This window comes from Streptomyces sp. NPDC030991, assembly GCF_055571235.1.
Map to the genome: position 1 here is coordinate 81,837 of NZ_JBVIFR010000015.1, position 24,141 is coordinate 105,977.

Genomic DNA, 24,141 nt, shown 5'->3' on the forward strand with positions numbered 1-24,141 from the left:
TGCCCGGTGCTTGTCGCCCCCGGCGCAACGCCGTCACCGGCCCACAGGGCCAGGATGCCGCGGTGCCCCTCGGCCGTCCCGGCCAGGGCCCTGTGGACCGGACGGTTGGCGATCTGCTGTCGCGGACCGGCTGCGGCGCGAACGGCCCGGCCCGGGCTCCGTCGGGCGGGGCTCGGGTGTGCGGGTCGGTGCCGCCGCCCATGCCGCCGCGGCGATCAAGGCGGCGATGAGCGCCGACGTAGGGCCGTCGAAGCCGCCGTGGAAGGCGGTGTCCACGAGGTAGGTGACGCCGGGGACGGTGGTGAGCAGGACCATCGCGACCATGGAGTCGGCGCGCTGGATGCCGACCTGGAGCAGGAAGAGGGGTGCGGCGACGGCGGCCAGGCCCGTGAGGAGCATGGCGGGCAGTTCCTGGAGCCAGTGCGGGCCCGGGCCCCCCTGCGCCATGAGCAGCACGCCGCCCGCCAGGTAGGTGAGGTGGAAGCGGTGCGCGGTGGTGCGTATGGGGTCGACTTGCCGACGGCCGAGCTCCGCGGAGATCACGGCGAGCGCGGCTGCGCCGAACCCGGCGACGACGACGAGGCACAGGCCCAGGACCATGTCCCGTGCCGAGGCCGCTTCGTCCGCGAGGGCAACGGCCACGCCCGCCCCCAGGACGATCAGGACGGCGGCCGCCGACCAACCCCGCGCGGAGGCTCGCCGACCGTGCCCGGCGAGCGCGAGGAGCGCGATCGCCGCGGGGCCGACGGCCGCCTCGACGCCGCTGGCCAGGGCCGATGGTATCCAGGCCAGCGAGGTGTAGAAGCCGAGGAAGGTGACCGCGGTGACCACGTTCATCAGCAGCAGGAGCCGACCCGCCGACCGGGCCGCGCCGGTGCCGGCCGCGTCGGTCCGGCGGGCAGTCGTGCGGCGGCGCAGGGCATGCACGGTGTTGAAGATGAGCGCCGCGGAGGCGAAGCCGGTGCAGGCCAGGTAGAGGCTCCCGGCGGAGTCGAGGCGGCCGGACACATAGCCGTAGCTGCCCGCCTGGAGGAGCACAGCCGCGATGATCCATGCGACGGGCATGGTCAGCTGCCGTCCTCGGGGTCGGCGAGGCGGAACATGCCGCCGGTGTCCTCCAGGTCGTGGAGGGTGGCGAGGCTGTGCTCGAGCAGTTCGGTGTCCTCGTGCACGAAGAAGGCGATGCCACAGGCGCCGGTCGTCAGGTAGCGGTCCCGCATGGGTTCACCGATGACAGGGAGCCGGGCGATGCTGTGGAAGCCAGGCAGTCGGCGCATCGTGCGCAGGCCGTCCATGGCAAGCAGGACGCCCTCGCGGTGCGGGCGCAGGAAGACCTTGGCGACGGTCCGGGCCGGGCCGTGCGGAAGCAGGAAACGTTTGTCGAACTCCTCGGGGCGCAGGAACCTCTCCACTGTCAGATGCTGGTGGCTGTAGCCGTAGGCCGCCTGGTACGCGTCGGGGGCCAGGCAGGGGCCCATGACCCGGGAGTTCACCTCGACCAGGCGGGGCCCCTGCGCGGTGAGCATGACCTCCGTGTGGGCGGCGCCCTCGCGGATGCCGAGGGCGTCCAGGCAGCGCAGCACGTAGTCGACCAACTCCCGCTCGGCGACGGTGAAACCGGAGCGGGAGATGATGTGGCGCAGCATCGGCGCGCCGTCCGTGTAGTCGATGCGCTCGGCATAGAGCTCGGCCAGCAGATGCCTTCCGTCCCTGCTGACGGTGTTGACGATGTACTGGGTGCCCCGCAAGAACTCCTGCACGAGATAGCCGTCGTTGACCTCGCCCATGAGATTGGTGCGGCCTGTTGCGGCGCGGAAGAGTTCAAGGGCCTGTTCCGGTCCGTCGACGACGAGGCACCCTTCGCTGCCCGCGCTGTTGACCGGCTTGACGACCAGCGGGAACGACGACGTGTCGGCGAGGGCCGCGTGCAGTTCCTCCTCGCTGTGGACGAGGGCCGTGTGCGCGTGCGGGAGGCCGGCCGACGCGAGCGCCTGCGCCATGAGGTGCTTGTCCCGACGCGCGCCGCGCAGACGGTGATCGTGATGCGGCAGGCCCAGGAGCTCGGAGAGTTCGTCCGCCAGAGTCACCCCGTACTCGCTCGCCGCGATGACCGTGTGCACCCCGTGCGCGGCGAGGAGTTCGGCGGTCTGTGCGAGGTCCGTGTGGTGGTGGGTCTTGCTGTGCCGGACCGCGGGGCTGTGCTCCGCCGGCAGGAGCCCGGGGGAGTAGACGTGCAGGCAGGTGGCGCCCTCCTCCCAGAAGGCGTCGGCCAGGGCCGTCCCGCTGGAGACGGGATTGATGAGCGCGATCATGGGTGGACCCTTTCGTGGGTGCGGTGACGGAGTTGTGTGGCCATGCTCTCGGCGTGCTGCGCCGAGGCGCGCAGGTAGTTGACGATCGGGTAGCGGGCGCCCGCGCCGGCCCCGAGGGCCCAGATCCGCTCGGCGGGGCCGCAGGACGTGAGGCTGAGGCGCAGGTCCATGCCGACGGTCGGGGCCTGGCCGCCCGTGGCGTCGAGGTGGAGCGCGCCGTCGATGACGCGCAACCGGGGTGCGCGGTGACCGGTGGCGCAGACGAGGTGGGTGAAGCGTTCCTCGCGTCCGTCGGGCCACCGCACCTGCCACCCCTGTTGTCCGGGCAGCGGATCCAGGGAGGCGGGTTGCGCGGGCGCCACGGCCAACTGCCCGCGTTCCATGCGGGACAGCAGGAGTCGCGCGTTGGACAGGGGGATGGCCGAGATATAGCGGGCGATGAGCTGCTTGTGGCGCGTGAAGAAGGACGCACGCTGCTGTGGGGGCCAGGCGCACACATGGGCGTTGAGGTCGTCGATGAGCTCCGCCATCACGTCCTGCCACACGGCGCCGCCGGCCGCGGCGAGCCGGATCTCCTGGCGCAGGAGTTCCTGCGCCGTGCCCGTGGTTCTGGCGCGCGGGACCGGGCGGCCCCCGCCCGCCGCGCGAACGGCCCGCAACAGATGGCGGGCGAGCTTCGCGTCGATCTCCGGGTCGTCCGGCCGCAGCGCGCGCCACACATCGTCACCGAGATGCGGCGAGGGCATGCGGCGCAGCCGGGTCCGCACCGCGGGGAGCAGGCCGGAGGGCGAGGTGAGGGTGATCCGCCGGCCGGGGTGCCGGCACAGGACCAGGCCGGCGTCGATCGCCGACAGCTTGGTGCCCAGGACCAGGACGCGGGCATCGCCGGGCAACCGGGTCAGCCTGCTGGTCGGGTACGGGGAGGTGAGCAGCCGGGGGTGGTCGGCATGCGGGCGCAGTGCTTGGGGCAGCGACGGGAGATCGGCGCCCAGGCACAGCGCGATGTCGGTGCCGTGGACGACGGCGCCACCGGCCAGCGTCACGGCGTAACCCCGGTCGTCGTCGGACCGGGACACGCGCACAGCCTTCTCCCGCACCTGGCGCACCGTGACTCCACGACTGCGGAGCTGTGCGCGGGCCCGGGTCAGGCGCTCCCGTGCGTACTGTCCGACCAGGTAGCGGGGAACGAAGTCGTCCCGGCCGACCGGGTGGCCGCGGGCCGCCAGGTAGTGCAGCAGGTCGGAGGCGCCCTGAGCACGCAGCGACGTCACGTCCACGGAGGTATTGCAGAGCACCGCGGGATCGGTCGCGCCGAAGGCCTTTCCCATACCCGCGGGTTCCGGTGCGACGAGCACGACGCCGTCAATGTCCAGCACATCGGTCAGATGCGTGACGAGACTCGCGGCGGTAGCTCCTGCCCCCACAACAACGATATTTCTGTGCACTGGGCTGCTTTCCGGGCGTGGCCGATTTCCGAGCGTGGCCGATCGGCCCTGTGGAAACAGTTCGGACGCCGCATCGCAGCGCCTCGGTGCCGTACGTAAACAGTGACACCGGGGCGGCGTCAAGCGCCGGAATGTTGAATAGGAAAGCAATCGCCATTCAGGTGACGATCTTCATGAGCTCCCTCACGCCGATATGGCCACAATGCCCGATTGATAAAGCAGGCAACAACAGGAAATTTTGGACTTCAGGTGACACTCCGCCACCGCCCCGCCACCTTCGAGGCCGTTCCACTATGTGGAACGTCGGTTCCGAAGTCCAGTTTGATCTTGCTAACGTGCAGGTCAAGCGGTTCCTGTGGCCAGGGCTCACCTGGCCGGGCACCACCGCTGGAAAGACCGGAAGAGAAAGATAAAGTTGTGCGCTGCCTCACTGCTCCCGCGTCCGTTCACCTGTCCGAGGAATTTATCGAGAGCTACGCGGTACTCCCCGCCGATGAGCATCTTCGCGAAGGGCATCGGTTCCGCTTCCGCGCGTTCGGCAAAGCGAAAGTGAAGGGGGACAAGTTCCTCTGGGACGACGCGGCATCGTTTTTTCAGGGAGACGAGATCAACGCCTATGCCGGTGGCCTGGAACGAAAATTCGCTCTCCTCGGCCCCGCGGCACGGGCTTTTGCCGAAAGTTTTGTGAATGCCCGAGTCACGCGCGACCTCGTGCAGTGCGAGGAGTTCGAGATCGGCTGCCACCAGATCCGTATCACCGCCGATGACGACCGCCCCGGGCTTCCGGCCCCCGAGGGGTTCCACCAGGACGGCTTCGACTACGTGGCGGTGACCTGCGTCGCCACCGAGAACGTCAGCGGCGGCATCTCCCTGGTGCGGGAGGCCGACCCGCGGGGCGACACCCTCGTCGAACGGGTCATGCCGCCCGGCGAGACCCTCTTCCTCGCCGACAGGGAAGTGCTGCACTACGTCAGTCCCATCACCCCGAAGGTGCCGGGCACGCCGGCGTTCCGGGACGTGGCAGTCGTCACCTTCTCGCTGGGAGGCACCGCACGATGAGCATCGCGCCCTACACCATCCAGGACTGGCTGTTCGACCGCGCGCAGGGGAGGTACGACCTGGACCTGGCGGAGAGCGGCGTCCAGTACCAACTCCTGCGTGATCTGCCGCTCGAACCCGACTGGGACCTGGACTACAGCCTCGACCGCGGCACCCCTCAGCTCCGCGACCGCATCGCCGGGCAGTACACCGGGCCCGGCACCCCCACCGCGGGCGCTCCGGCCACCGACCGCCGGGACGTCATCGTCACCCACGGCGCCCAGGAAGCCCTCTATCTGCTCTACCGTTCCACGCTGTCCGCCGGCGACCACGTCATCACCACCGCCCCCGGCTGGCAGCAGGCATGGGAGGTCCCCGCACACATCGGCTGCGAGGTGACCGTCCTCGACTGGCGCCCCGGCACGCCCTTCGACGCCGACGCCCTGGCCGCGGCCGTGCGCCCGCACACGCGCATGCTCATCCTCAACAGCCCCTGCAACCCCTCGGGGCAGGCGCTGACGGACGCCGAGTGGGACAGCGTCCTGGCCGCCGTCCAAGACCAGGACCTGCTGGTCGTGAACGACGAGGAGTACCTGCTGGACTTCGGCGCGTCCGTGGTGCGCCGCCACCCCCGCTCGGTCTCCGTCTCCGGTCTCTCGAAGGTCTACGGCATGCCCGCGCTGCGCGTGGGCTGGGCGCACGGCCCCGAAGACGTCATCGAGCGCATGGTGAACTACAAGCGTTACACCACCGTGTCCAACTCCGTGGTGTGGGAGCGCGTGGCCGACCGCGTCATCGCCGAACGCGAACGGCATGTGGAGCGCTACCGGTCCCTGGTCGCCCCCGGCCTCGACCAACTGACGGCCTTCGCCGAGGAACACCGGGACGACGTCGCACTCGTCCCACCGCACGGCACCCCCTTCGCCTGGCTGCATCTGAACTCCCTGCCGATCTCCTCGCAGGAGTTCGCCGAGCGGCTGCTGGAGACGCACAGGACGCTCGTCATGCCGGCCGAGGTGTTCGGGGCGCAGGACGGCATCCGGATCAGCTACGCGCGCCCGGCGAACGTCCTGAGTGAGGGCCTGTCGCGCATCACGGCACAGCTCAAGGCGCTCACCTAGTCCCTGGCGTCACCGCCTGTTGTCAACCCCCGCCGTCCGGCCTGTCCGGCCTGTCCGTCCCGTGCGACTCCGTTCGACTCCCGTGCGACAGGCGGGAGTCGAACGAGTGGCCCCGGGCGAGCCGCCGTCCACGCGGCGCAGCCGCCCACCCCGTCAGCAAGAAGGAGAGGACATGTCGCCCCAGTCCACGGGCGGAGAAGCGGATACGGAGCGTCCCGCCGATGCACCGCACCCCTCGGAGCGCCACCGCGGAGGGGAGCTCCGTGAGGACGCCGCGGTCGCCGCGCGGCTGACCGTGCCGGTGGCCATGGGGTATCTGCCCCTGGGCGCGGCCTTCGGCATCCTTCTCGTCAGCCAGGGACTGCCCTGGTACTGGGCGCCCACGACGGCGCTGGTGGTCTTCGCCGGATCCCTCGAGTTCCTGGCGGTGTCCATGCTGACCGCGCCCCTCGGGCTCCCGGCCATCGCGATGACCACCTTCCTGGTCAACTTCCGCCATGTCTTCTACGGTCTGTCCTTCCCGCTGCACCTGCTGCACGGCAGAGCCCAGCGCGGCTACGGGATCTTCGCCCTGACCGACGAGACCTACTCGCTGCTCGCCGCCAACCCGGCGCAGAAACTCAACGGGCGCCGCATCACCCTGATCCAGGCGTTCAGCCACGCGTACTGGGTCCTCGGCAGCCTGACCGGCGCCCTCGTGTCCACGGCACTCCCCGACGACATCGAGGGGATCGAGTTCGCCCTCACCGCGCTTTTCGTGGTGCTCTCCTGGGACCACGCGAAGAACCGCGCCAATCTGCGTCCCGTGCTCTACGGACTGGCCGCCAGCGGCGTGGCGATCATCGCGGGCACCGACCAGTTCCTGACCGTCGCGGTCGTCGCGTACCTCGTCTTCCTGCTCGGCGACTACCTGACCACCCGCACCACAAGGACCAAGCGTGCCTGACACCGGCTACCTCGTCGCCGCCATCCTGGTCATGGCGGCCATCACCTTCTCCCTGCGCGCGGCACCCTTCGTCCTGCTCCGCAAGCATGCCGACGCGCCCGTCCTGCAGTACCTGCGCTCCGCGCTGCCGCCCGGAATCATGGTGATCCTCGTCGTCTACAGCGTTCAGGCGACCGACTTCACCCGCGCACCGTACGGGGCGCCCGCCCTGGCCGGGATCGCCGCCTGCGCGGGCACGTACCACTGGTCGAGGAGCCCGCTCGCCGCCATCATCGCCGGGGTGGCCGTGGACATGGCCCTTCTGCATGTCCTCTGACCCCGCCCGTACCGAACCGACCGGCATACCTGCCGCCGCCCAACGGAAGCGTGGCGGCGGCGTCGATCGACGACAACCGGTTCGTGACGGGTACCGACTGCGACCACGCGCTGCTGGTTCAACGGCCGTTGAGAGCGGTGTTCGCCGCAAGGTCGAAAAACTTCGTGACCCGTACAACCGTTCCCCGGTGTCGGATGTCTTGTTCACGAGTCAACAGACTCATCCGATCGATGCAGCTCCTTCTCTCATTCGGTTCCCGGGGGACACCTCGGTGAACCAGGAGCACTTTCTCAACTGGGGAAGCATTTATGCGCATACGTGCCAGCCTGGCCGCCGCGACGATGTCCGGCGCCGTGGCTCTCACCGCACTCGCGGTCCCGGCCGCTCAGGCCGATGAGACTCCCTCGCCCGCCGCGACCGTCAAGTCGCACATGCTGGGCAAGGCGAAGACGCAGGGCAAGATGTCGACGCGGTCCGTCGACCAGATCCAGGTCACCAAGGTCACCGTCAACGCCGGCAAGGATGTCGTCGTCGGTGGCACGCAGAAGAAGCGGTTCAACGTCTACGTGACGGCCACCAACCCCGATGGCATCTACGGGGTCCAGGCGTTCCTGTGGCACGGCACCGACCTCTACGACGACTACGGCGTCGACGGCGCCATCGTCTCCGACAATGACGGTCTCTCGCGGGACTGTGAACGCTGGAGCGAGACGACGGCGACCTGCAAGGTCGTGCTGACGGCGGACCCGACGAGGGACCTCTACGACAGCGCGCTGAACGGCAAGTGGAACGTGTACGCCGCTGCCACCGAGGACTCCGAGAACGGCCTCGAGTGGTCGCAGTACCAGAACCACTGGGTCAAGCGTGCCACCCAGATCAAGTCCTTCAACGCCGCGCCCGAGCCCGTGGCGAAGGGCAAGACGATCACGGTCTCCGGCCACCTGAGCATGGTCAGCTGGTCCTACAAGAAGTACTACGGCTACGGCAGCCAGAAGGCCCAGCTGCAGTTCAAGAAGGCCGGCTCCAGCACGTACAGCACCCTCAAGACCGTGACGAGCTCCTCGTCCGGCGCGCTGAAGACCACCGTCAAGGCCACGGGTGACGGCACCTTCCGCTACTACTACCCGGGCAACAGCGTCGCGTCCACGGCGACTTCGTCCGCCGACTACGTCGACGTGCGCTGATCCACCGGCAGTAACAGGTCCGGCCCGAAGCCTCGGAGGCTTCGGGCCGGTTCTGTTTCGGCGCACGGCGCTTCAGTTGGAGCGCGGGAACGCCGCCACGACGATCACGATGAACGCGGCGAACAGTACGAGGAACTCCGCCGGACCGTTCCTCTCCACCGCATGGGAACGGCCACCGAACGGGCGAAGGCAGTGCGGGTCGTGGTCACCCACCGCGGTGATGCGGCCGGGGCTGAGGGGACGGCGGAACAGGTGCGGGCCGTGGGTGGGACGGCCGCTGTTCTCCGGCTCGACATCAGCGACGTCTCCTCCTTCGCGTCCTTCACCTCCGCATTGGGCGCGCAGCTGGAGCGCTGGGGTGCCTTTCGGCTCGACATCCTGGTCAACAACGCGGGAGTGGGAATCTTCGGGCCGCTGGAGACGGTCACGACCGACGACTTCGACACGGTGATGGGCACCAACGTCCGGGGCACGTTCTTCCTCATCCAGTCGCTCGTGCCGCTGCTGGCCCAGGGCGGCCAGGTCATCAACGTCTCGACGTCGCTGACCCGCCACACCAGCCCCGCCACCTCGGCCTACTCCGCATCGAAGGCCGCCGTCGAAGCGCTGGGCCGCACTCTCGCCGCGGAACTCGGACCTCGCGGCATCCGGGTCAACTCCATCGCCCCGGGGCCGACCGCCACCGACTTCAACGGCGGAGCGATGCGGGACGACGCCGGAATGCGCGAGGTGCTGGCCGGACAGACCGCGCTCGGCCGCGTCGGCGAACCCGAGGAGATCGGCGACGCCATCGCCACGCTGGCCTCCGAGGGGCTGCGCTGGGTCACCGCCCAGCGCATCGAGGTCTCCGGCGGCGCCCTCCTGTGACGCCGGGCGACGACCGGTAGGGATGCAGGCCATGACGGCCCCGGCTCGCTGCGGGCCGACCGACTCGCCCTCATCCCCGTCCAGCTCTGGCGCATCAGGGTCCCGACGCGGACGCGAAGGCGTTGAGGACCGTGCCGTGCGCGCCCCGCGATGCTCCTGGAGACCGACCGCGTCACGAGCCCGTCGAACCAGCATCGTCCAGATCGGCACGGTCGGCCCGTGCAAGGCGATCGACCGGTTGAATCGCTCACGGGCCTGCTGGGCGGGGTGCTGTCCCGTCGGGGCCCGCACCATCTTGATCTTGCCTTGACGTCTGGGGGAGCGCGTTGTCTGCGCTGCCTCCTCCGGTGGGGGCCGGTTGCAGCCCGAGAACGACGCCCGTTGCGACGATCAGGGCACCGATGACATCCGCCGGCCCCACGGCACCGAGTCCGAGGATCGCGGTGGTGAGCAGGGCGCCCACCGGGACAAGGCCGGCGAAGAGTCCGGCGCGGGCCGCCCCCATCCGGCGCAGGGCGTCGTACCAGAGGAAGAAGGCGGTAGCTGTGACGAGTACACCGAGATAGGCGAATGCGGCTGCTTCGGCGGAAGTGGGCAGGCGCAGGGCGCTCGCGCCGTCGAGGGCGATTCCCGCCGCCACCAGCATGGGTACGGAGAATGCCGCGGAGTAGGCGGCGACCCTGAGGGGGCCGAGTTTCGGCAGCAGGGGAAGGGCGAGAAGGGAGAAAGCGACCTCGCCGGCGAGTGCGCCCACTGCCAGCAGGACACCGTGCAGGCTGCCGCCGCCCAGCCCCGCGGCGACGGCGGCGCCGAGGGTGACGACGGTTGCGGCGCCAACCGTGCGGGCGGCGGGCCGTCGGCGCTCGGTGAGCGGCCCGACCAGGGCAAGGACGATGGGGATCGCTCCGACCACGGTGCCGATCACGGCGGGGCTCGCGTGCCGGGTGGCCTCGACCAGGAAGATGTTGAAGCCCGCCAGCCCGGTGGCGGCCAGCGCCGCGAGGAGGAGAAGGTCGCGGAGCGTCAGCCCGACGCGGGGCAGGCGCTGATGGCGTACGACGGCGAGAAGGATGGTTGCGGCGAGCGCGTAGCGCAGGGCCTGGCCGCCGAGGACGGGGTAGTCGGCGACCGTCGCGGAGACGGCCGTCGAGGTGCCCACGAGCAGCATCGCGGCAGCGGCGCCCACGGCCGGGGCCGGGGAAGTACTCATGCCGCGTACTGACTGGGCTGGTCGGCGGTGTCCGACGAGGCGAGGACCTTGCGGGTGACGCGTTCGGCGAGAGCGGCGACCAAGGTGCGCGGCCGACGCGGCAGCAGGTGCGCGCTCAGGGCGTTGCCGAGCCCGGGGGCGAGGTAGGCACGGTCACGGTCCAGAGCACGCAGAGCGGCGCTGACGACCGCCTGCGGTGTGCTCATGGAGCCGTTCACGGCCGCGTCGCGGGTGCCGATGGTGTCGAAGAAGGGAGTGTCGACGGGGCCGGGGCACACCGTGAGGACACGGATGCCCCGCTTGCGGTACTCCTGGCGCAGGGCGAGCCCGAAGTTGAGCACGAAGGCCTTGGCCGCGCCGTAGACGGCGAAGTACGGAGCGGGTTGGAAGGCCGCGGTGGAGGCGACGTTGACGACCGCCCCCGTGCCGCGCTCCAGCATGGGGGGCAGCAGCGTGTGCGTGAGGTCGACGAGAGCGACGACATTGACCATCAGCTGGTCATGGTCGCGGTGCGGGGCGATGGTCTCGAAGCGGCCGCAGGTGCCGAACCCCGCGTTGTTGACCAGCAGATCGACCCTCAGGGCGCGATCGGCCAGCCGGTCGGCGATACGGAGAGCGGCCTCGGGCTCGGCGAGATCCTGAACCATCACGTGGGCGCGAATGCCGTACTGCGCACTCAAGCGCCCGGCGAGGTCGGTGAGCCTGTCCTCGGATCGTGCCACCAGGACCAGATCGTGCCCGCGGGCTGCGAGCTGCGCGGCGAACTCCGCGCCGAGTCCGGAGGACGCACCGGTGACGAGGGCTGTACTAGGCATGGGATGCTCCTTCACTAGTAACTGATGCGAGAGAGTACCGAATGAACGACTAATTGCAACAGTCTTGATGCAGATAACTGGAAGTCGCGGCAACGTCGTATCATTTACGAGTTGGGTTGGGTTGGGTTGGACGAGTGGAGGAGGAGCCATGAGCGAGTCAGTGGCACGGCCGTTGCGGGCGGACGCGGAGCGCAGTGTGCGCGTGATCCTGGAGGCGGCGGAACGCGTGCTCTCCGCGGACCCCGGAGCATCGATGGAGCAGATCGCCTCTGCGGCGGGGGTGGCCAGGACGACGATCAATCGGCGGTTCGCCCACCGCCAGGCGCTTGTCGAGGCCTTGGCGGTGTCCGCCGCCCGCCAGCTCGCCCGGGCCGTGAACGACGGCCGACCGGACACCGCCCCACCGCTGGTGGCGTTGCACCAGATCACAGCCAACGTGCTGGAGATCAAGAGCGCCTGGGGATTCGCCCTGGCGCAGCCGGCCGCCCCCGACAGCGAAGCGGCGGCCCTCCACCAGGACATCTCCCGGCGTTGCATCGCGGTGCTGGAACGAGCCCAGGCGAACAAACTCATCGACGAGGCGGCCGACCTCCAGTGGGTGCAGCGCGTCTACTACGCGCTCCTCGGGGAGTCCCTGCACGGGGAGTCGGAGCAGACCGACATCGACACCGCCGCCGCCCGCATCATCGACACTCTGCTGCACGGCGCCGGGCCGCGCACTTGAACCAAGCCCCACCTACGACCACGTGCAGCTGCTCGCTGCCCCCGAGCTCGCTGGTTCGCTCGCGGCATGGTCGCTCACAGCAGAACAGGACGCCCCTTCCGGCACGACACCGCACACCCGTACCCAGGTGGAGACATGAGTACGGTGCTTTGCCGTCGCCCGCTACGGCAGTGCGGCCGGGCAGGTGCCGGGAGCGTCAGAAATACTGCTGACCATGAATGACTCCCCACCCGCCAGCACGTCCGGCGAGCCCGGCCTGTCGCGACGGCTGGTCCCCATGACCGGCCGTGACCCGGAAGAACACGGCCGGACCGCCTCACCGCTGGAGCTCTTGTTCGACCTGACCTTCGTGGTCGCGGTCGGCACGGCAGCGGTCCAGTTCGCCGAGATGGTCGCCGAAGCGCATGCCGGCCAGGCAGCCATCGCGTTCGTCCTGGCGATGTTCGCGATCAGCGTCGCCTGGATCAGCTTCAGCTGGTTCGCTTCCGCTTTCGCCACCGACGACTGGCTCTACCGGGCCCTGACGATGCTGCAGATGATCGGCGTCGTCGTCTTCTCGCTCGGACTGCCCGCACTGTTCCACTCCGTCAAGGAGGGCATCCACCTCGAACTGCGCGCCATGGTCGTCGGTTACGTCGTGATGCGCATCGCGATGGTGCTCCAGTGGTGGCGCGCCGCCCGGCAGTCCCCGTCGTTCCACGACGTCGGCATGGCCAACATCCGCTGGACGCTGATCGTCCAGGCCTGCTGGATCGTCGTGGCCTTCGTCCACATGCCGATCGCCGTCGTCTTCGTCGCGTTCGGCGTCATGGGCGCCCTCGAGCTCTTCCTGCCGGTGCTCACACAGGGCGCCGCCGGTGGCACGCCCTGGCACCCGCACCACGTCGCCGAACGGTACGGACTCTTCGCGATCATCGTTCTCGGCGAGGGCGTCGTCGGCACGGTCGCCTCCTCCGGCGGCCTCCTGGGCGGCGAGGACGGCACGCACTGGACCTGGAACGCCATCGCCGTGGTCATCGCCGGTGTGGGACTGACCTTCGGCATGTGGTGGATGTACTTCCTGACGCCGTTCGGCGACATCCTGGTCCACCGACGCAGCTGCGGATATCTCTTCGGCTACGGCCACATCCCGCTGTTCATCGGCGTCGCCGCAGCCGGCGCAGGGCTCCACGTGGCCGGTCTGTACATGGAACACCACGCCAAGATCTCCGGCACCGCCGTCGTCCTCGCCCTCGCCCTCCCGGTCGGCCTCTACATGCTGATGATCTACCTCCTGCACACCCTGTTGCTCTCCACGGCCGACCGCTTCCACATCCTCCTGATCGCCCTCACCGTCGCCGTCCTGCTCACGGCAGTCCTCCTGGCCGCCGCCGGCGTGGACATCGCGGTATGCCTGCTCGTGGTCATGCTCGCGCCCTTCGTCACCGTGATCGGCTACGAGACGATCGGCCACCGCCACCTGCAGCAAGTGCTGCGCGAACTTGGTACGCGGTAGGCAGAGCGCCATCTTCACCGGACACCACAGAGAACGACCCGAGCGAGCCCCCGCGGCTGCGGTCGGCCTTGCCGGTGGATGGACGATGACGTCGCGAACGGCAGGAGACGGGCCGACGGCGCGCTGGGCCGTGCCCCTGCACACCGGCGAGCTCGACCGCCGCATCGGCGAGCCCGTGTGACCCCCGCCCCTGTCCTTCAGGTGGTCGATGTGGTCCCACGAGCAGGTCGACCTCCTCGTGGTCGTGCAGTTTGGCCGGCGCGGCGAGCGCCGGCCAGGCGTCCGGTGGGACCGGGTGGGCGGCAGGAGTGCGGACGGTCAAGAAGCCCACAGCCGGGCGATGATCGGGCATAGAGCGCGGCAGGCACGTGTCGTTGCGCGGCCCTGACGCCGGTCGGGTCAGGTGCCGGGCTTGCGTCCGTAGACGAAGACGTCGTCGCCGGTGCGCAGCAAGGACCAGTACTTCTTCGCGGCGGTCTTCGTCATGTTGACGCAACCGTGCGAGCCGGGCGGGTTCCACATGCTGACCCCGACGGAGTGGAACGCCTGGCCGCCGTCGAAGAACTGGCTGTAGGGCATAGGAACGTTGTAGATGGTCGACACGTGGTTGATGTGCCGCCAGTAGACCTTCTCCAGGCCGGTGCGGGTCTCGTACCCGTTGCGGCCGGTGCGCACCGGGACGGGCCCGTAGACCAGGTTCTTGCCGTCCTGGATCCAACTGATCTGGAGCGTGAGGTTGACGCAGGCTATGCGTCCCTTGTTCACGGGGCACTTGCCGCTCTTGTTCGGCGTCTTGCCGACGGCTTTCTGCTTGTTCATGAGGTCCATGACGCCCCAGGTCACCGGCCCGGCGTAGCCGATGTTCGGGGTGATGCCGTGCTTGCTCTGGAAGGCCTTGACGGCCTTGCAGTCGGAGGTGGACTGCTTGCCGTCGACCGGGCGGCCGAGGAACTTCTCCACCTGCTTCTGATACGGGCCGCTCTGCGTGGTGCAGTTGCTCGCGGCCTGCGCCGGAGAAGCCCCCAGTGCCAGCGTCAACGGTGCGACGAGCCCGGTGATCCCGAGGGCGGCGGTGCCCCATCTGCGGAAGTCCCCCATGACAGTTCCTCTCTCTGCATCGCGTCTGCCCGGCCGGGCGGTCCCCTGCGATCGACGGTGGTCCTGAACAGACAGACTCAGGAAAGGCCCGAAGGGGTGTACGGCTGCGCAGCTTGGGACGAAACGGTGACAACGGCCTGGCGGACATCACTCAGCCAGGAACGTGCCCGGCTCTTCCGCTTCCGAGAGGGCGTGTGCCGGACGCGGCACCATCCCTGTGCGCGAGGCGCCGACCTGCAAGAGAACCGCGCCCCAGGTGCCGCGAGGTACCTCGACGGCGGGAGTGGGCATTGACGATCGATTAGACCGGTCGTATAGTTCTCGGCATCGGAACACGGCACACGCCGGTTCCGTCCACAACTCCCGGAGGGGGCAAGCGTCATGGGACGCATCAAGGTCGGCACGGAGAACAGCACCGATATCGAACTGCACTACGAGGACGCGGGGGAGGGGCGGCCGGTCGTGCTGATCCACGGCTATCCGTTGGACGGCAACTCCTGGGAGGGGCAGGCGCCGGCGCTGCTGGCGGCCGGCAACCGGGTCATCACCTACGACCGGCGCGGCTTCGGCAAGTCCAGCCGGCCCTCGATCGGTTACGACTACGACACCTTCGCCGCCGATCTGAACACCCTCATGGAGACCCTCGACCTGCGCGACGCGGTTCTGGTCGGCTTCTCCATGGGGACCGGTGAAGTCGCCCGCTACCTCTCCACCTACGGCTCCGCCCGCGTCGCCAAGGCCGTCTTCCTGGCCTCGCTGGAACCCTTCCTGCTCGTCACAGACGACAACCCGGAGGGCGCCGCCCCCGCCTCCTTCTTCCAGGGCATCTCCGATGCCGTCAAGAAGGACCGCTATGCCTTCTTCACCGGCTTCTACAACGACTTCTTCAACCTCGACGAGAACCTCGGCACCCGGGTCAGCGAGGAGGCGGTACGTAATGCCTGGAACGTGGCGGCGTCCGCCGGTGCGATCGCCTCGGCGGCCGCGCCCCTGACCTGGCCCACCGACTTCCGCGCCGACATTCCCCGCATCGACGTCCCGACGCTGATCGTCCACGGGACCGCCGACCGCACCCTGCCCATCGAGGCCACCGGGCGCCGCTTCGCCAAGGCTCTGCCCACCGCGCAGTACGCCGAGATCGAGGGTGCTCCCCACGGTCTCCTCACCACGCACACCGCCGAGGTCAACGAGATCCTTCTGGACTTCCTCGGCCACTGACCGCAGCTAGACGACCGGTCTAGTCGCAGAGTAGGATAAAGGCATGCCAGTCACTCAGGGCGACACGCGCCGCAGCATTCTCGACACGGCTCAGCGGATCATGTCCCACAAGGGATTCGCGGCAGTGGGGATCAACGAGGTCCTCACCGAGGCCGGAGTGCCCAAGGGGTCCTTCTACCATTACTTCAACTCCAAGGACGCCTTCGGCGAGGCGATGATGCGGTCGTACTTCAGCGACTACCTCGCTGACATGGACGGCATCTTCGCCGAGCCGGGAGTGACGGCGGCGCAGCGGCTGATGAACTACTGGCAGGGCTGGCGCGAGACGCAGAGCGTCGATGACTGTCAGGGCAAATGCCTGGCCGTCAAGCTCGGTGCGGAGGTCTCCGACCTGTCGGAGTCGATGCGGCTCGCGCTCAAGGAGGGCACCACCGCCATCGTCGACCGCCTGGAACGGGCGATCTCCGCAGGTCTGGAGGACGGCTCGCTCGCGGTCGACGACGACGCCCGCACCACCGCGCAAACCCTGTACGGCATGTGGCTCGGCGCCAGCGTCATGACCAAGATCCATCGGGACACCGACCCCTTGGTGACCGCCATGACGGTCACCCGCCGACTCCTGCACCTGTAGCACCCTCCCTGCGACGCGGCGCCGCATGGCCATTGCACCGTGCGGGTGCGCGTTTTTTCGCCACACAGAGACGACCGGTCTACTCGGCCAGTCGTCCCGGAACATCACCCCAAGGAGCAGTAACCATGAAGGTCCTCATCGTTCTCACCTCGCACGACAAGCTCGGCGACACCGGCCGCAAGACCGGCTTCTGGCTGGAGGAGTTGGCCGCCCCCTACTACCGCTTCCGCGACGCCGGCGCCGACCTCGTGCTCGCCTCTCCCCAGGGCGGCCGACCCCCGCTGGACCCCAAGAGCAACGAACCCGCCAACCAGACCGACGAGACCCGCCGCTTCGAGGCCGACTCCGAGGCCATGGCCGCTCTCGCCCACACCGTCCGCCTCGACTCCGTGGCCGCCGACGACTTCGATACCGTCTTCTACCCCGGCGGCCACGGCCCCCTGTGGGACCTCGCCGAGGACGCCACCTCCGTCCGCCTGATCGAGACCACCCTGCGTGCCGGCAAGCCGCTGGCTCTGGTCTGCCACGCCCCTGGCGTCCTGCGGCACGCGGTGAACGCGGACGGCACGCCACTGGTTCGGGGAAGGAAGGTCACCGGGTTCACCAACAGCGAGGAAGAGGGTGTCCAGCTCACCGACGTGGTCCCCTTCCTGGTCGAGGACGAACTCGTCCGGCTCGGCGGCGACTACTCCAAGGGCGACGACTGGGCGCCGTACGTCCTGCGGGACGGCCTGCTGATCACGGGGCAGAACCCCGCCTCCTCCGGCCCGGCCGCCGACGCACTCATCGCCTTCGTCGCCAAGCGCGCCGAGACCGACAGGGCCGGTGCGTGAACGTCTGCTCGTGATGCTGCGCGAGCGGCTCGACGACCCCGCCGGGCCGGGGGCCTCCACGGCCCCGGCCCGGCGGGAACAGCGGGGCGGTCAACCCGCCGTCCTGTGCGGCGCGGGGCGAGCCGCGCCGCAAGATCCTCGAACTCACCGCAGGCCCCACACCGATCACCGACGCCGTCCAGCAGCAGAGCAGGGACTGAACACCAATGCTCGTACAAACCCGCACGCACGCCCCCGACGCTCCGACACACCAGTCGGCCGCCCCGACGTCGCCGGCCAGGACAGACCGCGGAACCCGCGTTGCACCACGGGCCGCACGTTTCGCCTGGACCCGGCCCGCTGCCGCCGTCTTCGTCGTCGGATGGGGAGCGAACATGTTCGCCTCCCTGCTCCACGCCTACGCCCACCTGAACGGGACCCGGGCCGACGGCCTCTTCGGGGCCTACGCGTTGGGACTCGTCCCGGCCCTGTTGATCGCCGCGCGGGTCTCGGACCGTGTCGGCCGCCGCCGGGCGCTCCTCACCGCGCTGTTGCTCTCCGCGCTCGGCTCGGCGGTGCTCTGGCTCGCGGGCGGGGCGTTCGCGCCGACCCTCATCGGGCGCATCCTCATCGGGATCAGCGCCGGCGCCGCGTTCGGGCCGGGAACGGCATGGATCAAGGAACTGTCCGACACGGCACAGACGCGCGGCCTGGGAGCGCGACGGGCGGCAGTCGCGCTGACAGCCGGCTTCGCGGCCGGCCCCCTGCTGTCCGGGGCCCTCGTCCAGTGGCTTCCCTCACCGAGGACCACGTCCTACCTCGTCCACATCGCGCTCGTGGCACTGGTCCTGCCCCTCGTGTTCCAAGCCCCTGAGACTGCCCGACGCCACCTCGGGCCGGAGACCCGCCGCCCGGCGGCAGACCGTCGGCGCGGCACCTATCTGACGAGCCGCGCCTTCTTGGCCGTCGTACTCCCCACGGCACCATGGATCTTCGGGGCCGCCACCGTCTCCTTCACAGCGCTTCCCGCGCTGGTGTCCCTCGGCGACTTCGGCCCCGTCGCAAGCGGCATCGTCGCCGCGATCACGCTGGGCACCGGCATCGCGGTACAGCCGTGGGCGGGCCGACTCGCACGACGCTCCCCGGCGGCCCCCTTCCGCACAGGCATGACGGCCGCGACCGTCGGCATGCTCCTCGCAGCGCTCACCGCGGGCACCGGTTCCCTGGCGGCCTTGTTGCCCGCCGCTGTCGTTCTGGGCTCGGCCTACGGCATCCTCCTGGTCAGCGGGTTGCGGTTGGTGGAATCGCTGGCCCCTGCGCAGCACGCGGCCACCGCGATGGCCGTCTTCTACAGCCTCGCCTACGCCGGCTTCGCCTTCCCCGTACTCGTGCAGGCGCTGAGCAGCCTGTGGAATCCGGTCCTCGTACTCGTCGCCGGATCCGGACTCGCGATGGCCGCGATGGCACTGACCTTCACCGCCTGGCCCCGGCAGGCGCGTTGACCGCGGCCCGCCATCCGCGAGCCGGGCCGCGTGTGTTCTGGTCACGTCTCTTCGGTGAGTTCCCTCAGCGTGCGAAGCAACTCGCTGCGTTGCGCCTCGTCGAGAGGGGCGAAGAGGTCTTCCAGCACGCTGATCGACACTTGCCGCCCCTCTGTCAGTGCCGCATGACCCGCCGCGGTGAGAGTGTGCTCGACGCGCCGCCCGTGTCCTGCGGACCGGACGATGAGCCCACGATCCTCCAGCCGGTTCGCGAGGGTGCCGAACGCCTGGTCGCTCTGGAACGTCGCAATGGCGAGCTCGTGCCCGGAAGCCCCCGGCACACGCTCGATGGCGCGCAGAGCATCCCACTGGACGAGGCTGATGCCGATCTTGCGTAGCGCGCCGTCCATCGTGCGGTGGTTGCGGTACTGCGCACGTTTGATCGCATGCCCGAGAAGTTCAAGGTCCGTCGCCATGGTGCTACCGTATCAACGTCCGTATATAAACATGTTGATTCACCGAGGAGCGTCATGCCCATCGCACTTCCCACCCTTCCGGAGAACCTCCTCGTCCTCCAGGCCGGCGCCCCCGAGGCACGTACCGCGCTGGTGCTGCACGGGGGCGGCGGCCCCCGCACCGTCGCGCCCATAGTCGGTCATCTCGAAGCCACCCTGCACGCGTTGGCGCCGACGCATCCCGGCTGGGACGGCACAGCGCGGCCCGACTCGATCGGCTCGGTCGCCCAGCTCGCGACCGCCTACCTCGCGCGCCTGCTCGAGCACGAAGAGCACGACGTCGTGCTGATCGGGTCCTCGATCGGCGGGTGGATCGCTCTCGAGATGGCGGCACAGGCCGCCCACCACCAGCGGTACGCGGGATTGGTCGGGGCCGTGGTCGTCATCGACGGGGTCGGCGCGGTGGTCGAGGGCGAGCCTGTCGCGGACTTCTTCGCCCTTGACGCACGCGGTCTCGCCGCAGCCGCGTGGCACGACCCGGAGCGCGGATATGTCGACCCGGCCGGCTTCACCGATGAGCAGCGTGCCATCCAGCAGTCGAACGGACGCACGATGGCCGCCGTCGCCGGCACCAGCATGAGCGACCCGACGCTGCTCGGCCGGCTCGGCGCGGTGAACGTCCCGACGCTCGTGGTGTGGGGCGAGAGTGACCGGATCGTCACGCCGGAATACGGGCGTGCTGTCGCACAGGCGGTGCCCGGCGCACAGTTCGTCGAGATCCCGGAAGCCGGGCACCTCCCACACCTGGAAGCCCCGGAGTCGACGTGGGCGGCGATCGACCCGTTCCTGGCAAACGCCTGACACGTCAACGTGTACAGGGCGCTTCTCCGTGCCCGGCCGAGTGGGGGCCGGGCCCCGCGCCGCCCCCGTGCACACCCGGCTACGGGGTCCAAGTCGGCGCCGTGGCCCTCCTCTTCGCTCTCGTTCTCGTCGGCGGGTCGGCCGAGGGATCGTACGAGAAGGGAGCGCTGAGGGCGGGAGAGTGCCTCCTACGATGTGAGACGGCCCTCGTCGACCAACGACTGAACCAACGTGTGATCGTGCGTGATCCGGAACAACTCGCCGTCGCGCAGCAGCCGGACGCTGGTGTCGCCGACGTGGACGAGAGTCGACTGTGTGCCCGGGCCGGTCCGGAGCAACGCGGTCAGTGTTGTGCCCGTGGGCGCGGCGGAGTCGGCACGACGCGCACCTCTCCTCGGCCCAGGGGATCGGTTACCTCATCGCCTGCCACGGCCCGCTCGGCCTCGGCCTGTTGCACTCCACGAGCGACGGATGGTGGGCGCGAGCCGCGACCGCCACGTCCTGGGGACCTCCTGAGGGGCCAGGATCGTGACGGGATCGACGTCGGGTGTCACCTGGAGGTCGAACCGGCCCTGCCGCTGCTCGCCGCGTCGGTCGCAGCGGAGACGGGGGGACACCGTGGGCGCCTGGCGTTCCGAGGGGCGTGAGGCCGGGCCAGGCGCGTGAGGAGTGCGAGGTGGGCAGGGAGCCAGGGCGGCGTACGTGTTCGGCCGCCCTGGCTCCACGCTCAGCTGTGCAGTGTGCTGTCGATGGACGACAGCGGTGTCGCGAACAGGACGCGCTCCGGGATGGCCGGATCCTTCCACTCCGCTTGGGCGTTCGCCGCCCACTCGGTCAGCGTCCACACCTCGCCGGTGCTCTGCCAGTACGACATCGACTCGGTGTGCTTGCCCCAGCACGCGTAGGTCTGGTCGGTGCCGCAGTTGGCCGCGGCCATCGCGCCGGAGGCGTTCTGCCGCCACAGGATGCCGTGCTGGCCGACGCCGCCGCGGGCGTCGTCGACGTACCAGTTCGGCGCGGTCGCGCCGGTCGGCTTGTGGGAGAGGACGCCCTGGAGGCCGACCGCCTTCGTCTCGTACGCCTCGTCGGCGTTGGCGTGGCTGTTGCCGTCGATACCCAGGAAGCCGGGGCGGTCGGCCGCCGTCGAGAAGTAGTAACGCCACACGCGGGCCTGCTCGCTGCCGCCCGAGGAGAACCACTCGTTGGCGACCAGGCTGTCCGGGGTCGAGGTGCGGTCGAGGGAGATGGAGGCGAAGCACGGCGCCGCGTTGTCGTTCGTCGAGGTGCAGGCGCCGCCGGTCAGGCTGTACGAGCCGATCGCGGGCATCACGTACTGGTAGCCGTGGGCCGACCAGCCGCCGTCGACCTTGCCGATGGCGCTGCTGTTGACGGTGGCCTGCAGGATGCGGCTCATGTCGTAGACGTAGAGGGCATTGTGGTTGCTGTCGCCGTTGCTGGCGGTCACGATCAGCTTGTCCTGGTACCAGACCATGCCGCCGAGGTGCGACTCGAGCTTCTTGTAGTTGGTGCCGCCGTTGATCGGGATGACCAGGAGCACCCAGCGGTACTTGAGGTTCTTCGGGTCGTTCGCGTCGATGAAGGCGACGCGGGCCAGGTGGTCGTCGGCGGCCGGTTCGCCTGCCTTGCTGTCGTTGTGCGTCCACCCCGCGAGGATCACCTTGTTGGTGCCCCACATGCCGTCGTCGTCGGCGTCACCGGACGTGGTCACGGACTGCGGCAGCCAGCTCTGCGTCGTCGCGTCGCCGGTGTCCCAGCAGTACGAGTCCGTGGCGGCGGGGCTGACCGGGAGCGCGGCGCGCTCGGTGGCGTCACAGTCGGCCGTGTTGCGCATGGGATGGTTCGCACTGGCCAGAACGGTGTCGACGCCGCGCGACGTACCCATCTCCGTGGCCAGGTTGTCGAGCGAGGCCTCCGGCACGCGGTGTTCGAGCAGTTGCAGCTTGCCGAGTTCGGTGGCGGACGTGAGCGGCGTGAGTGCGCCGGGGTTGTCGCCCGGGGCGGCCTGCGCCGGGGCGCCCGACAGGCCGAGCGCCAGGATGGCGGCGCCCGCGGTCAGTACCGCGCGCAGTCTTCTTTGAGGTTGTATATGCACGGGCCACATTCTTACTCGCCCTTACGTGGGACGTGGTCATCCTCCGTACCGCCGCGGTCGTCGAGTGCGACAACAAGTTCCCTCTAGCTGGTCAATTGAGGCATCCGGCTATGGGAGTCGGCGGCTCGCACCACGCGGAGTGGTGAAGCCTCTCGACGCTCGCCACTCGCCACTCGCCACTCGCCACTCGTCACTCATCACTCGTCACCCGTCACTCGTCACTCGTCAGGCCGGAGTATCGGTGCCCTCTCCATCCGACAGCACCTGTGACGTGGACCCCGGAATCCCCCTGGGGAAGATCATGAACTTCCGGCTGGGGAACTGCGTGACGTCCTCACGTACAACTCTTCCGCGCTCTGGCGAGTCGTCATCGACGCTTCAGATCCACTGAAGCGGGTCGGGCAACCGTGAATCAGGTCGTCGCGGCCTCTTGTTCAGTTCGGTTGAGGGAAGAACATTGATGATGAAGCGGGCCGTCGGGGCCGTCGCTGTCGGAGTGATATCCGTGTTCGCCGTGCCGGGCGCTGCCCAGGCGGACCAGCACGACGGTGACACCCGGATCCTGAAGGTGGTGATCAACGGCGGTCACGACATCGCCCTGGGCACCACCAAGGCGAAGAAGTTCACCCTGCAGGTCACTGCCGGTGACGATTCGGGCATCAAGGAGGACTACACCGTCCCCTCGCTGTGGAACGGCACCAAGGGACTGATCACCCCGGACAGCCCCTCCACCGGGAACTGTGTGCCCCATGCGGACACCACCATCAGCACCTGCACCTACCACATGACCCTGGACCCGCGGGGCGATCCGCAGGACAACACCACGGCCGGGACCTGGAAGGCCAGCATCCCCATCAGCGGCAACGACGGCGACTACATCAGCAAGGACGCCGCCGCCACCGTCAAGGTCCGCCGCTACTCCACGATGACGGTCAACGCCGCGCCCGAGCCGGTGAAAAAGGGCAAGACGCTCACGGTGACCGGCAAGCTGACCCGAGCGAGCTGGGAGACGTACACGTACGGGGGTTACAGCGGCCAGCCGGTGAAGCTGCAGTTCCGCAAGAAGGGCGCCGGCGCCTACGCGACCGTGAAGACGGTGACCACGGGCAGCGGCGGGGCGGTGAAGACCACCGTCAAGGCCGCCACCGACGGCGACTGGCGTTTGTCGTTCGCCGGCACCTCGACCACCGTCCCCGTCACGACCGGTGCCGACTTCGTCGATGTCCGCTAGGCGCGGGCTGCGCAGCCGGCGAGGGCAGCGCATGGCGTAGCGCTGGCCTCGGGGCGAGCTCAAGGGTTGCCGGTTGGCCAGTGAGAGCTGGTGTCTGAGTCGTGGTGTAGGGAGAGGCTGGGTATGGCGGAGTTCCTTCGCGCCGGAAGGCTGTTTCGCGTGGTCGCCTTCACCACGACGCACCGGCAGTTGTACCTGCATAGCGACGCGTTGTTGATGAAGGGCTCTTGACCCACATCGACGTGCATATCCGTCGTGCGGACCCCGAACAGTTCATCGTGCTGGCCGAGCGGCACGGGCTGGAGTCCGACGACGCGGCCTGCACCTGGATGCTGGACCCGGACGGCGACAGCTTCGTCGTCTCCAGCCCTCCGGACTGGCGCGAAGCGGAGTACGCCCGGATGGGGGGGCAGGGAATCGCTGTACGACGACCCATGGCCGGAGGACCTGCCGATGGAGTCAGGCAACCTCTTGTGATCCGCCCTTCGAGCCGCCCTGATCGAGGCGTCTCGACCAAGGCGACCCCGCATTCCGGGGCGCCTTCCTTGACGTGCCGTCAGCGCTGAGGAGCCCCACCGCGACGGGGGAGACACGGCGGGGCTCGGCACCCCGCATGCCCGGCCCCCGCCCCGGCGGCAAGCCGACCGTCGTGGTCCGGATGTCGAGCATCCCGGCCGCGGGGCATGAGCCGTCGAGGAGACGCCACGTAGCTCTACGCTGCGTTCCACCCGGCGAGGGCTGCCTGGCCGAGGGCGTCGCGGACGGCAG

23 protein-coding genes are annotated in these 24,141 nt (G+C 69.3%); 15 read left to right on the top strand and 8 right to left on the bottom strand.

The window, feature by feature from the left end:
* Nucleotides 1–33 precede the first annotated feature (33 nt).
* Genes ACZ45E_RS26535 through ACZ45E_RS26545 form a run of 3 tightly spaced genes read right to left on the bottom strand, consistent with a single transcriptional unit; the run spans nucleotide 34 to nucleotide 3,736 of the window.
* Nucleotides 34–1,065, bottom strand: a complete 1,032-nt coding sequence (locus ACZ45E_RS26535; RefSeq protein ID WP_468224864.1) for a hypothetical protein — start codon at nucleotides 1,063–1,065, stop codon at nucleotides 34–36.
* Between the two features lie 2 nt (nucleotides 1,066–1,067).
* A complete protein-coding gene (locus tag ACZ45E_RS26540) occupies nucleotides 1,068–2,312 on the bottom strand; it encodes an ATP-grasp domain-containing protein (protein ID WP_468224866.1) in 1,245 nt (414 codons plus the stop codon).
* Nucleotides 2,309–3,736 (bottom strand): FAD/NAD(P)-binding protein, encoded by a 1,428-nt coding sequence (locus ACZ45E_RS26545; RefSeq protein ID WP_468224868.1) that lies wholly within the window; start codon nucleotides 3,734–3,736, stop codon nucleotides 2,309–2,311. The genes ACZ45E_RS26540 and ACZ45E_RS26545 overlap by 4 nt, the downstream gene beginning before the upstream one ends.
* 438 nt (nucleotides 3,737–4,174) lie before the next feature.
* On the opposite strand from ACZ45E_RS26545, the gene ACZ45E_RS26550 reads away from it, so the two are divergent.
* The 6 genes from ACZ45E_RS26550 to ACZ45E_RS26575 all read left to right on the top strand — a co-directional run bounded on the left by ACZ45E_RS26550 (nucleotide 4,175) and on the right by ACZ45E_RS26575 (nucleotide 9,229).
* Complete coding sequence (locus ACZ45E_RS26550) at nucleotides 4,175–4,816, top strand: 2OG-Fe dioxygenase family protein (protein WP_468224871.1); 642 nt, start codon at nucleotides 4,175–4,177, stop codon at nucleotides 4,814–4,816.
* The gene (locus ACZ45E_RS26555; protein WP_468224872.1) at nucleotides 4,813–5,916 is read left to right on the top strand and encodes a pyridoxal phosphate-dependent aminotransferase; all 1,104 of its coding nucleotides are present in this window, start codon (nucleotides 4,813–4,815) and stop codon (nucleotides 5,914–5,916) included. Before ACZ45E_RS26550 ends, ACZ45E_RS26555 begins: the two co-directional genes overlap by 4 nt.
* Before the next feature lie 172 nt (nucleotides 5,917–6,088).
* Nucleotides 6,089–6,862, top strand: a complete 774-nt coding sequence (locus ACZ45E_RS26560; RefSeq protein ID WP_468224875.1) for an AzlC family ABC transporter permease — start codon at nucleotides 6,089–6,091, stop codon at nucleotides 6,860–6,862.
* Entirely contained in the window at nucleotides 6,855–7,178 is a 324-nt protein-coding gene (locus ACZ45E_RS26565; RefSeq protein WP_468224878.1) for a branched-chain amino acid transporter permease, read from the top strand. The genes ACZ45E_RS26560 and ACZ45E_RS26565 overlap by 8 nt, the downstream gene beginning before the upstream one ends.
* A 308-nt stretch (nucleotides 7,179–7,486) precedes the next feature.
* On the top strand, nucleotides 7,487–8,362 hold the full coding sequence (locus ACZ45E_RS26570; RefSeq protein ID WP_468224881.1) for a calcium-binding protein: 876 nt from the start codon (nucleotides 7,487–7,489) through the stop codon (nucleotides 8,360–8,362).
* Between the two features lie 162 nt (nucleotides 8,363–8,524).
* Nucleotides 8,525–9,229 (top strand): SDR family NAD(P)-dependent oxidoreductase, encoded by a 705-nt coding sequence (locus tag ACZ45E_RS26575; RefSeq protein ID WP_468224882.1) that lies wholly within the window; start codon nucleotides 8,525–8,527, stop codon nucleotides 9,227–9,229.
* 247 nt (nucleotides 9,230–9,476) lie between these two features.
* On the opposite strand, the gene ACZ45E_RS26580 is transcribed toward ACZ45E_RS26575, so the two are convergent.
* On the bottom strand, nucleotides 9,477–10,439 hold the full coding sequence (locus ACZ45E_RS26580) for a DMT family transporter (RefSeq protein WP_468224885.1): 963 nt from the start codon (nucleotides 10,437–10,439) through the stop codon (nucleotides 9,477–9,479).
* Nucleotides 10,436–11,254 carry an SDR family NAD(P)-dependent oxidoreductase gene (locus tag ACZ45E_RS26585; protein WP_468224888.1) on the bottom strand — a complete coding sequence of 273 codons (819 nt, stop codon included), beginning with the start codon at nucleotides 11,252–11,254 and terminating at the stop codon, nucleotides 10,436–10,438. The genes ACZ45E_RS26580 and ACZ45E_RS26585 overlap by 4 nt, the downstream gene beginning before the upstream one ends.
* Before the next feature lie 148 nt (nucleotides 11,255–11,402).
* Here ACZ45E_RS26585 and ACZ45E_RS26590 point away from each other — a divergent pair, with 148 nt between their 5' ends.
* Both ACZ45E_RS26590 and ACZ45E_RS26595 read left to right on the top strand, forming a co-directional pair.
* A complete protein-coding gene (locus ACZ45E_RS26590; protein ID WP_468224891.1) occupies nucleotides 11,403–11,978 on the top strand; it encodes a TetR/AcrR family transcriptional regulator in 576 nt (191 codons plus the stop codon).
* A 214-nt stretch (nucleotides 11,979–12,192) separates the two neighbouring features.
* Nucleotides 12,193–13,473, top strand: coding sequence for a low temperature requirement protein A (locus tag ACZ45E_RS26595; RefSeq protein ID WP_468224893.1), 1,281 nt, complete (start codon nucleotides 12,193–12,195; stop codon nucleotides 13,471–13,473).
* Nucleotides 13,474–13,872: 399 nt separating this feature from the next.
* Here the strand turns inward: ACZ45E_RS26595 and ACZ45E_RS26600 are convergent, their stop codons facing one another.
* On the bottom strand, nucleotides 13,873–14,571 hold the full coding sequence (locus ACZ45E_RS26600; protein WP_468224896.1) for a L,D-transpeptidase family protein: 699 nt from the start codon (nucleotides 14,569–14,571) through the stop codon (nucleotides 13,873–13,875).
* A gap of 381 nt (nucleotides 14,572–14,952) precedes the next feature.
* Between ACZ45E_RS26600 and ACZ45E_RS26605 the strand changes: the two genes are divergently transcribed.
* The 4 genes from ACZ45E_RS26605 (at nucleotide 14,953) to ACZ45E_RS26620 (ending at nucleotide 18,734) form a co-directional block, all read left to right on the top strand.
* A complete protein-coding gene (locus ACZ45E_RS26605) occupies nucleotides 14,953–15,789 on the top strand; it encodes an alpha/beta fold hydrolase (protein ID WP_468224898.1) in 837 nt (278 codons plus the stop codon).
* 43 nt (nucleotides 15,790–15,832) lie between these two features.
* Complete coding sequence (locus ACZ45E_RS26610; RefSeq protein ID WP_468224900.1) at nucleotides 15,833–16,420, top strand: TetR/AcrR family transcriptional regulator; 588 nt, start codon at nucleotides 15,833–15,835, stop codon at nucleotides 16,418–16,420.
* A 125-nt stretch (nucleotides 16,421–16,545) separates the two neighbouring features.
* Entirely contained in the window at nucleotides 16,546–17,253 is a 708-nt protein-coding gene (locus ACZ45E_RS26615) for a type 1 glutamine amidotransferase domain-containing protein (protein ID WP_468224902.1), read from the top strand.
* Nucleotides 17,254–17,459: 206 nt separating this feature from the next.
* Nucleotides 17,460–18,734, top strand: a complete 1,275-nt coding sequence (locus tag ACZ45E_RS26620) for an MFS transporter (RefSeq protein WP_468224904.1) — start codon at nucleotides 17,460–17,462, stop codon at nucleotides 18,732–18,734.
* A gap of 41 nt (nucleotides 18,735–18,775) precedes the next feature.
* Here the strand turns inward: ACZ45E_RS26620 and ACZ45E_RS26625 are convergent, their stop codons facing one another.
* Entirely contained in the window at nucleotides 18,776–19,189 is a 414-nt protein-coding gene (locus ACZ45E_RS26625; RefSeq protein ID WP_468224906.1) for a MarR family winged helix-turn-helix transcriptional regulator, read from the bottom strand.
* Between the two features lie 54 nt (nucleotides 19,190–19,243).
* Between ACZ45E_RS26625 and ACZ45E_RS26630 the strand changes: the two genes are divergently transcribed.
* Nucleotides 19,244–20,029, top strand: coding sequence for an alpha/beta fold hydrolase (locus tag ACZ45E_RS26630; RefSeq protein WP_468224909.1), 786 nt, complete (start codon nucleotides 19,244–19,246; stop codon nucleotides 20,027–20,029).
* 727 nt (nucleotides 20,030–20,756) lie between these two features.
* On the opposite strand, the gene ACZ45E_RS26635 is transcribed toward ACZ45E_RS26630, so the two are convergent.
* Complete coding sequence (locus ACZ45E_RS26635) at nucleotides 20,757–22,142, bottom strand: hypothetical protein (protein ID WP_468224911.1); 1,386 nt, start codon at nucleotides 22,140–22,142, stop codon at nucleotides 20,757–20,759.
* A 460-nt stretch (nucleotides 22,143–22,602) separates the two neighbouring features.
* Here ACZ45E_RS26635 and ACZ45E_RS26640 point away from each other — a divergent pair, with 460 nt between their 5' ends.
* Complete coding sequence (locus tag ACZ45E_RS26640; protein WP_468224913.1) at nucleotides 22,603–23,373, top strand: calcium-binding protein; 771 nt, start codon at nucleotides 22,603–22,605, stop codon at nucleotides 23,371–23,373.
* A 227-nt stretch (nucleotides 23,374–23,600) separates the two neighbouring features.
* Nucleotides 23,601–23,939 carry a hypothetical protein gene (locus tag ACZ45E_RS26645; RefSeq protein ID WP_468224915.1) on the top strand — a complete coding sequence of 113 codons (339 nt, stop codon included), beginning with the start codon at nucleotides 23,601–23,603 and terminating at the stop codon, nucleotides 23,937–23,939.
* The last annotated feature ends 202 nt before the right edge of the window (nucleotides 23,940–24,141 follow it).

Excerpts from the sequence above, each read along its gene's own strand:
- ACZ45E_RS26570 (WP_468224881.1), top strand. The coding sequence starts at position 7,487 with ATGCGCATACGTGCCAGCCTGGCCGCCGCGACGATGTCCGGCGCCGTG.
- ACZ45E_RS26610 (WP_468224900.1), top strand. The coding sequence starts at position 15,833 with ATGCCAGTCACTCAGGGCGACACGCGCCGCAGCATTCTCGACACGGCT.
- ACZ45E_RS26615 (WP_468224902.1), top strand. The coding sequence starts at position 16,546 with ATGAAGGTCCTCATCGTTCTCACCTCGCACGACAAGCTCGGCGACACC.
- ACZ45E_RS26595 (WP_468224893.1), top strand. The coding sequence starts at position 12,193 with ATGAATGACTCCCCACCCGCCAGCACGTCCGGCGAGCCCGGCCTGTCG.
- ACZ45E_RS26625 (WP_468224906.1), bottom strand. The coding sequence starts at position 19,189 with ATGGCGACGGACCTTGAACTTCTCGGGCATGCGATCAAACGTGCGCAG.
- ACZ45E_RS26585 (WP_468224888.1), bottom strand. The coding sequence starts at position 11,254 with ATGCCTAGTACAGCCCTCGTCACCGGTGCGTCCTCCGGACTCGGCGCG.
- ACZ45E_RS26640 (WP_468224913.1), top strand. The coding sequence starts at position 22,603 with ATGATGAAGCGGGCCGTCGGGGCCGTCGCTGTCGGAGTGATATCCGTG.
- ACZ45E_RS26555 (WP_468224872.1), top strand. The coding sequence starts at position 4,813 with ATGAGCATCGCGCCCTACACCATCCAGGACTGGCTGTTCGACCGCGCG.
- ACZ45E_RS26590 (WP_468224891.1), top strand. The coding sequence starts at position 11,403 with ATGAGCGAGTCAGTGGCACGGCCGTTGCGGGCGGACGCGGAGCGCAGT.
- ACZ45E_RS26620 (WP_468224904.1), top strand. The coding sequence starts at position 17,460 with ATGCTCGTACAAACCCGCACGCACGCCCCCGACGCTCCGACACACCAG.
- ACZ45E_RS26600 (WP_468224896.1), bottom strand. The coding sequence starts at position 14,571 with ATGGGGGACTTCCGCAGATGGGGCACCGCCGCCCTCGGGATCACCGGG.
- ACZ45E_RS26540 (WP_468224866.1), bottom strand. The coding sequence starts at position 2,312 with ATGATCGCGCTCATCAATCCCGTCTCCAGCGGGACGGCCCTGGCCGAC.
- ACZ45E_RS26560 (WP_468224875.1), top strand. The coding sequence starts at position 6,089 with ATGTCGCCCCAGTCCACGGGCGGAGAAGCGGATACGGAGCGTCCCGCC.
- ACZ45E_RS26535 (WP_468224864.1), bottom strand. The coding sequence starts at position 1,065 with ATGCCCGTCGCATGGATCATCGCGGCTGTGCTCCTCCAGGCGGGCAGC.
- ACZ45E_RS26605 (WP_468224898.1), top strand. The coding sequence starts at position 14,953 with ATGGGACGCATCAAGGTCGGCACGGAGAACAGCACCGATATCGAACTG.
- ACZ45E_RS26580 (WP_468224885.1), bottom strand. The coding sequence starts at position 10,439 with ATGAGTACTTCCCCGGCCCCGGCCGTGGGCGCCGCTGCCGCGATGCTG.
- ACZ45E_RS26575 (WP_468224882.1), top strand. The coding sequence starts at position 8,525 with ATGGGAACGGCCACCGAACGGGCGAAGGCAGTGCGGGTCGTGGTCACC.
- ACZ45E_RS26630 (WP_468224909.1), top strand. The coding sequence starts at position 19,244 with ATGCCCATCGCACTTCCCACCCTTCCGGAGAACCTCCTCGTCCTCCAG.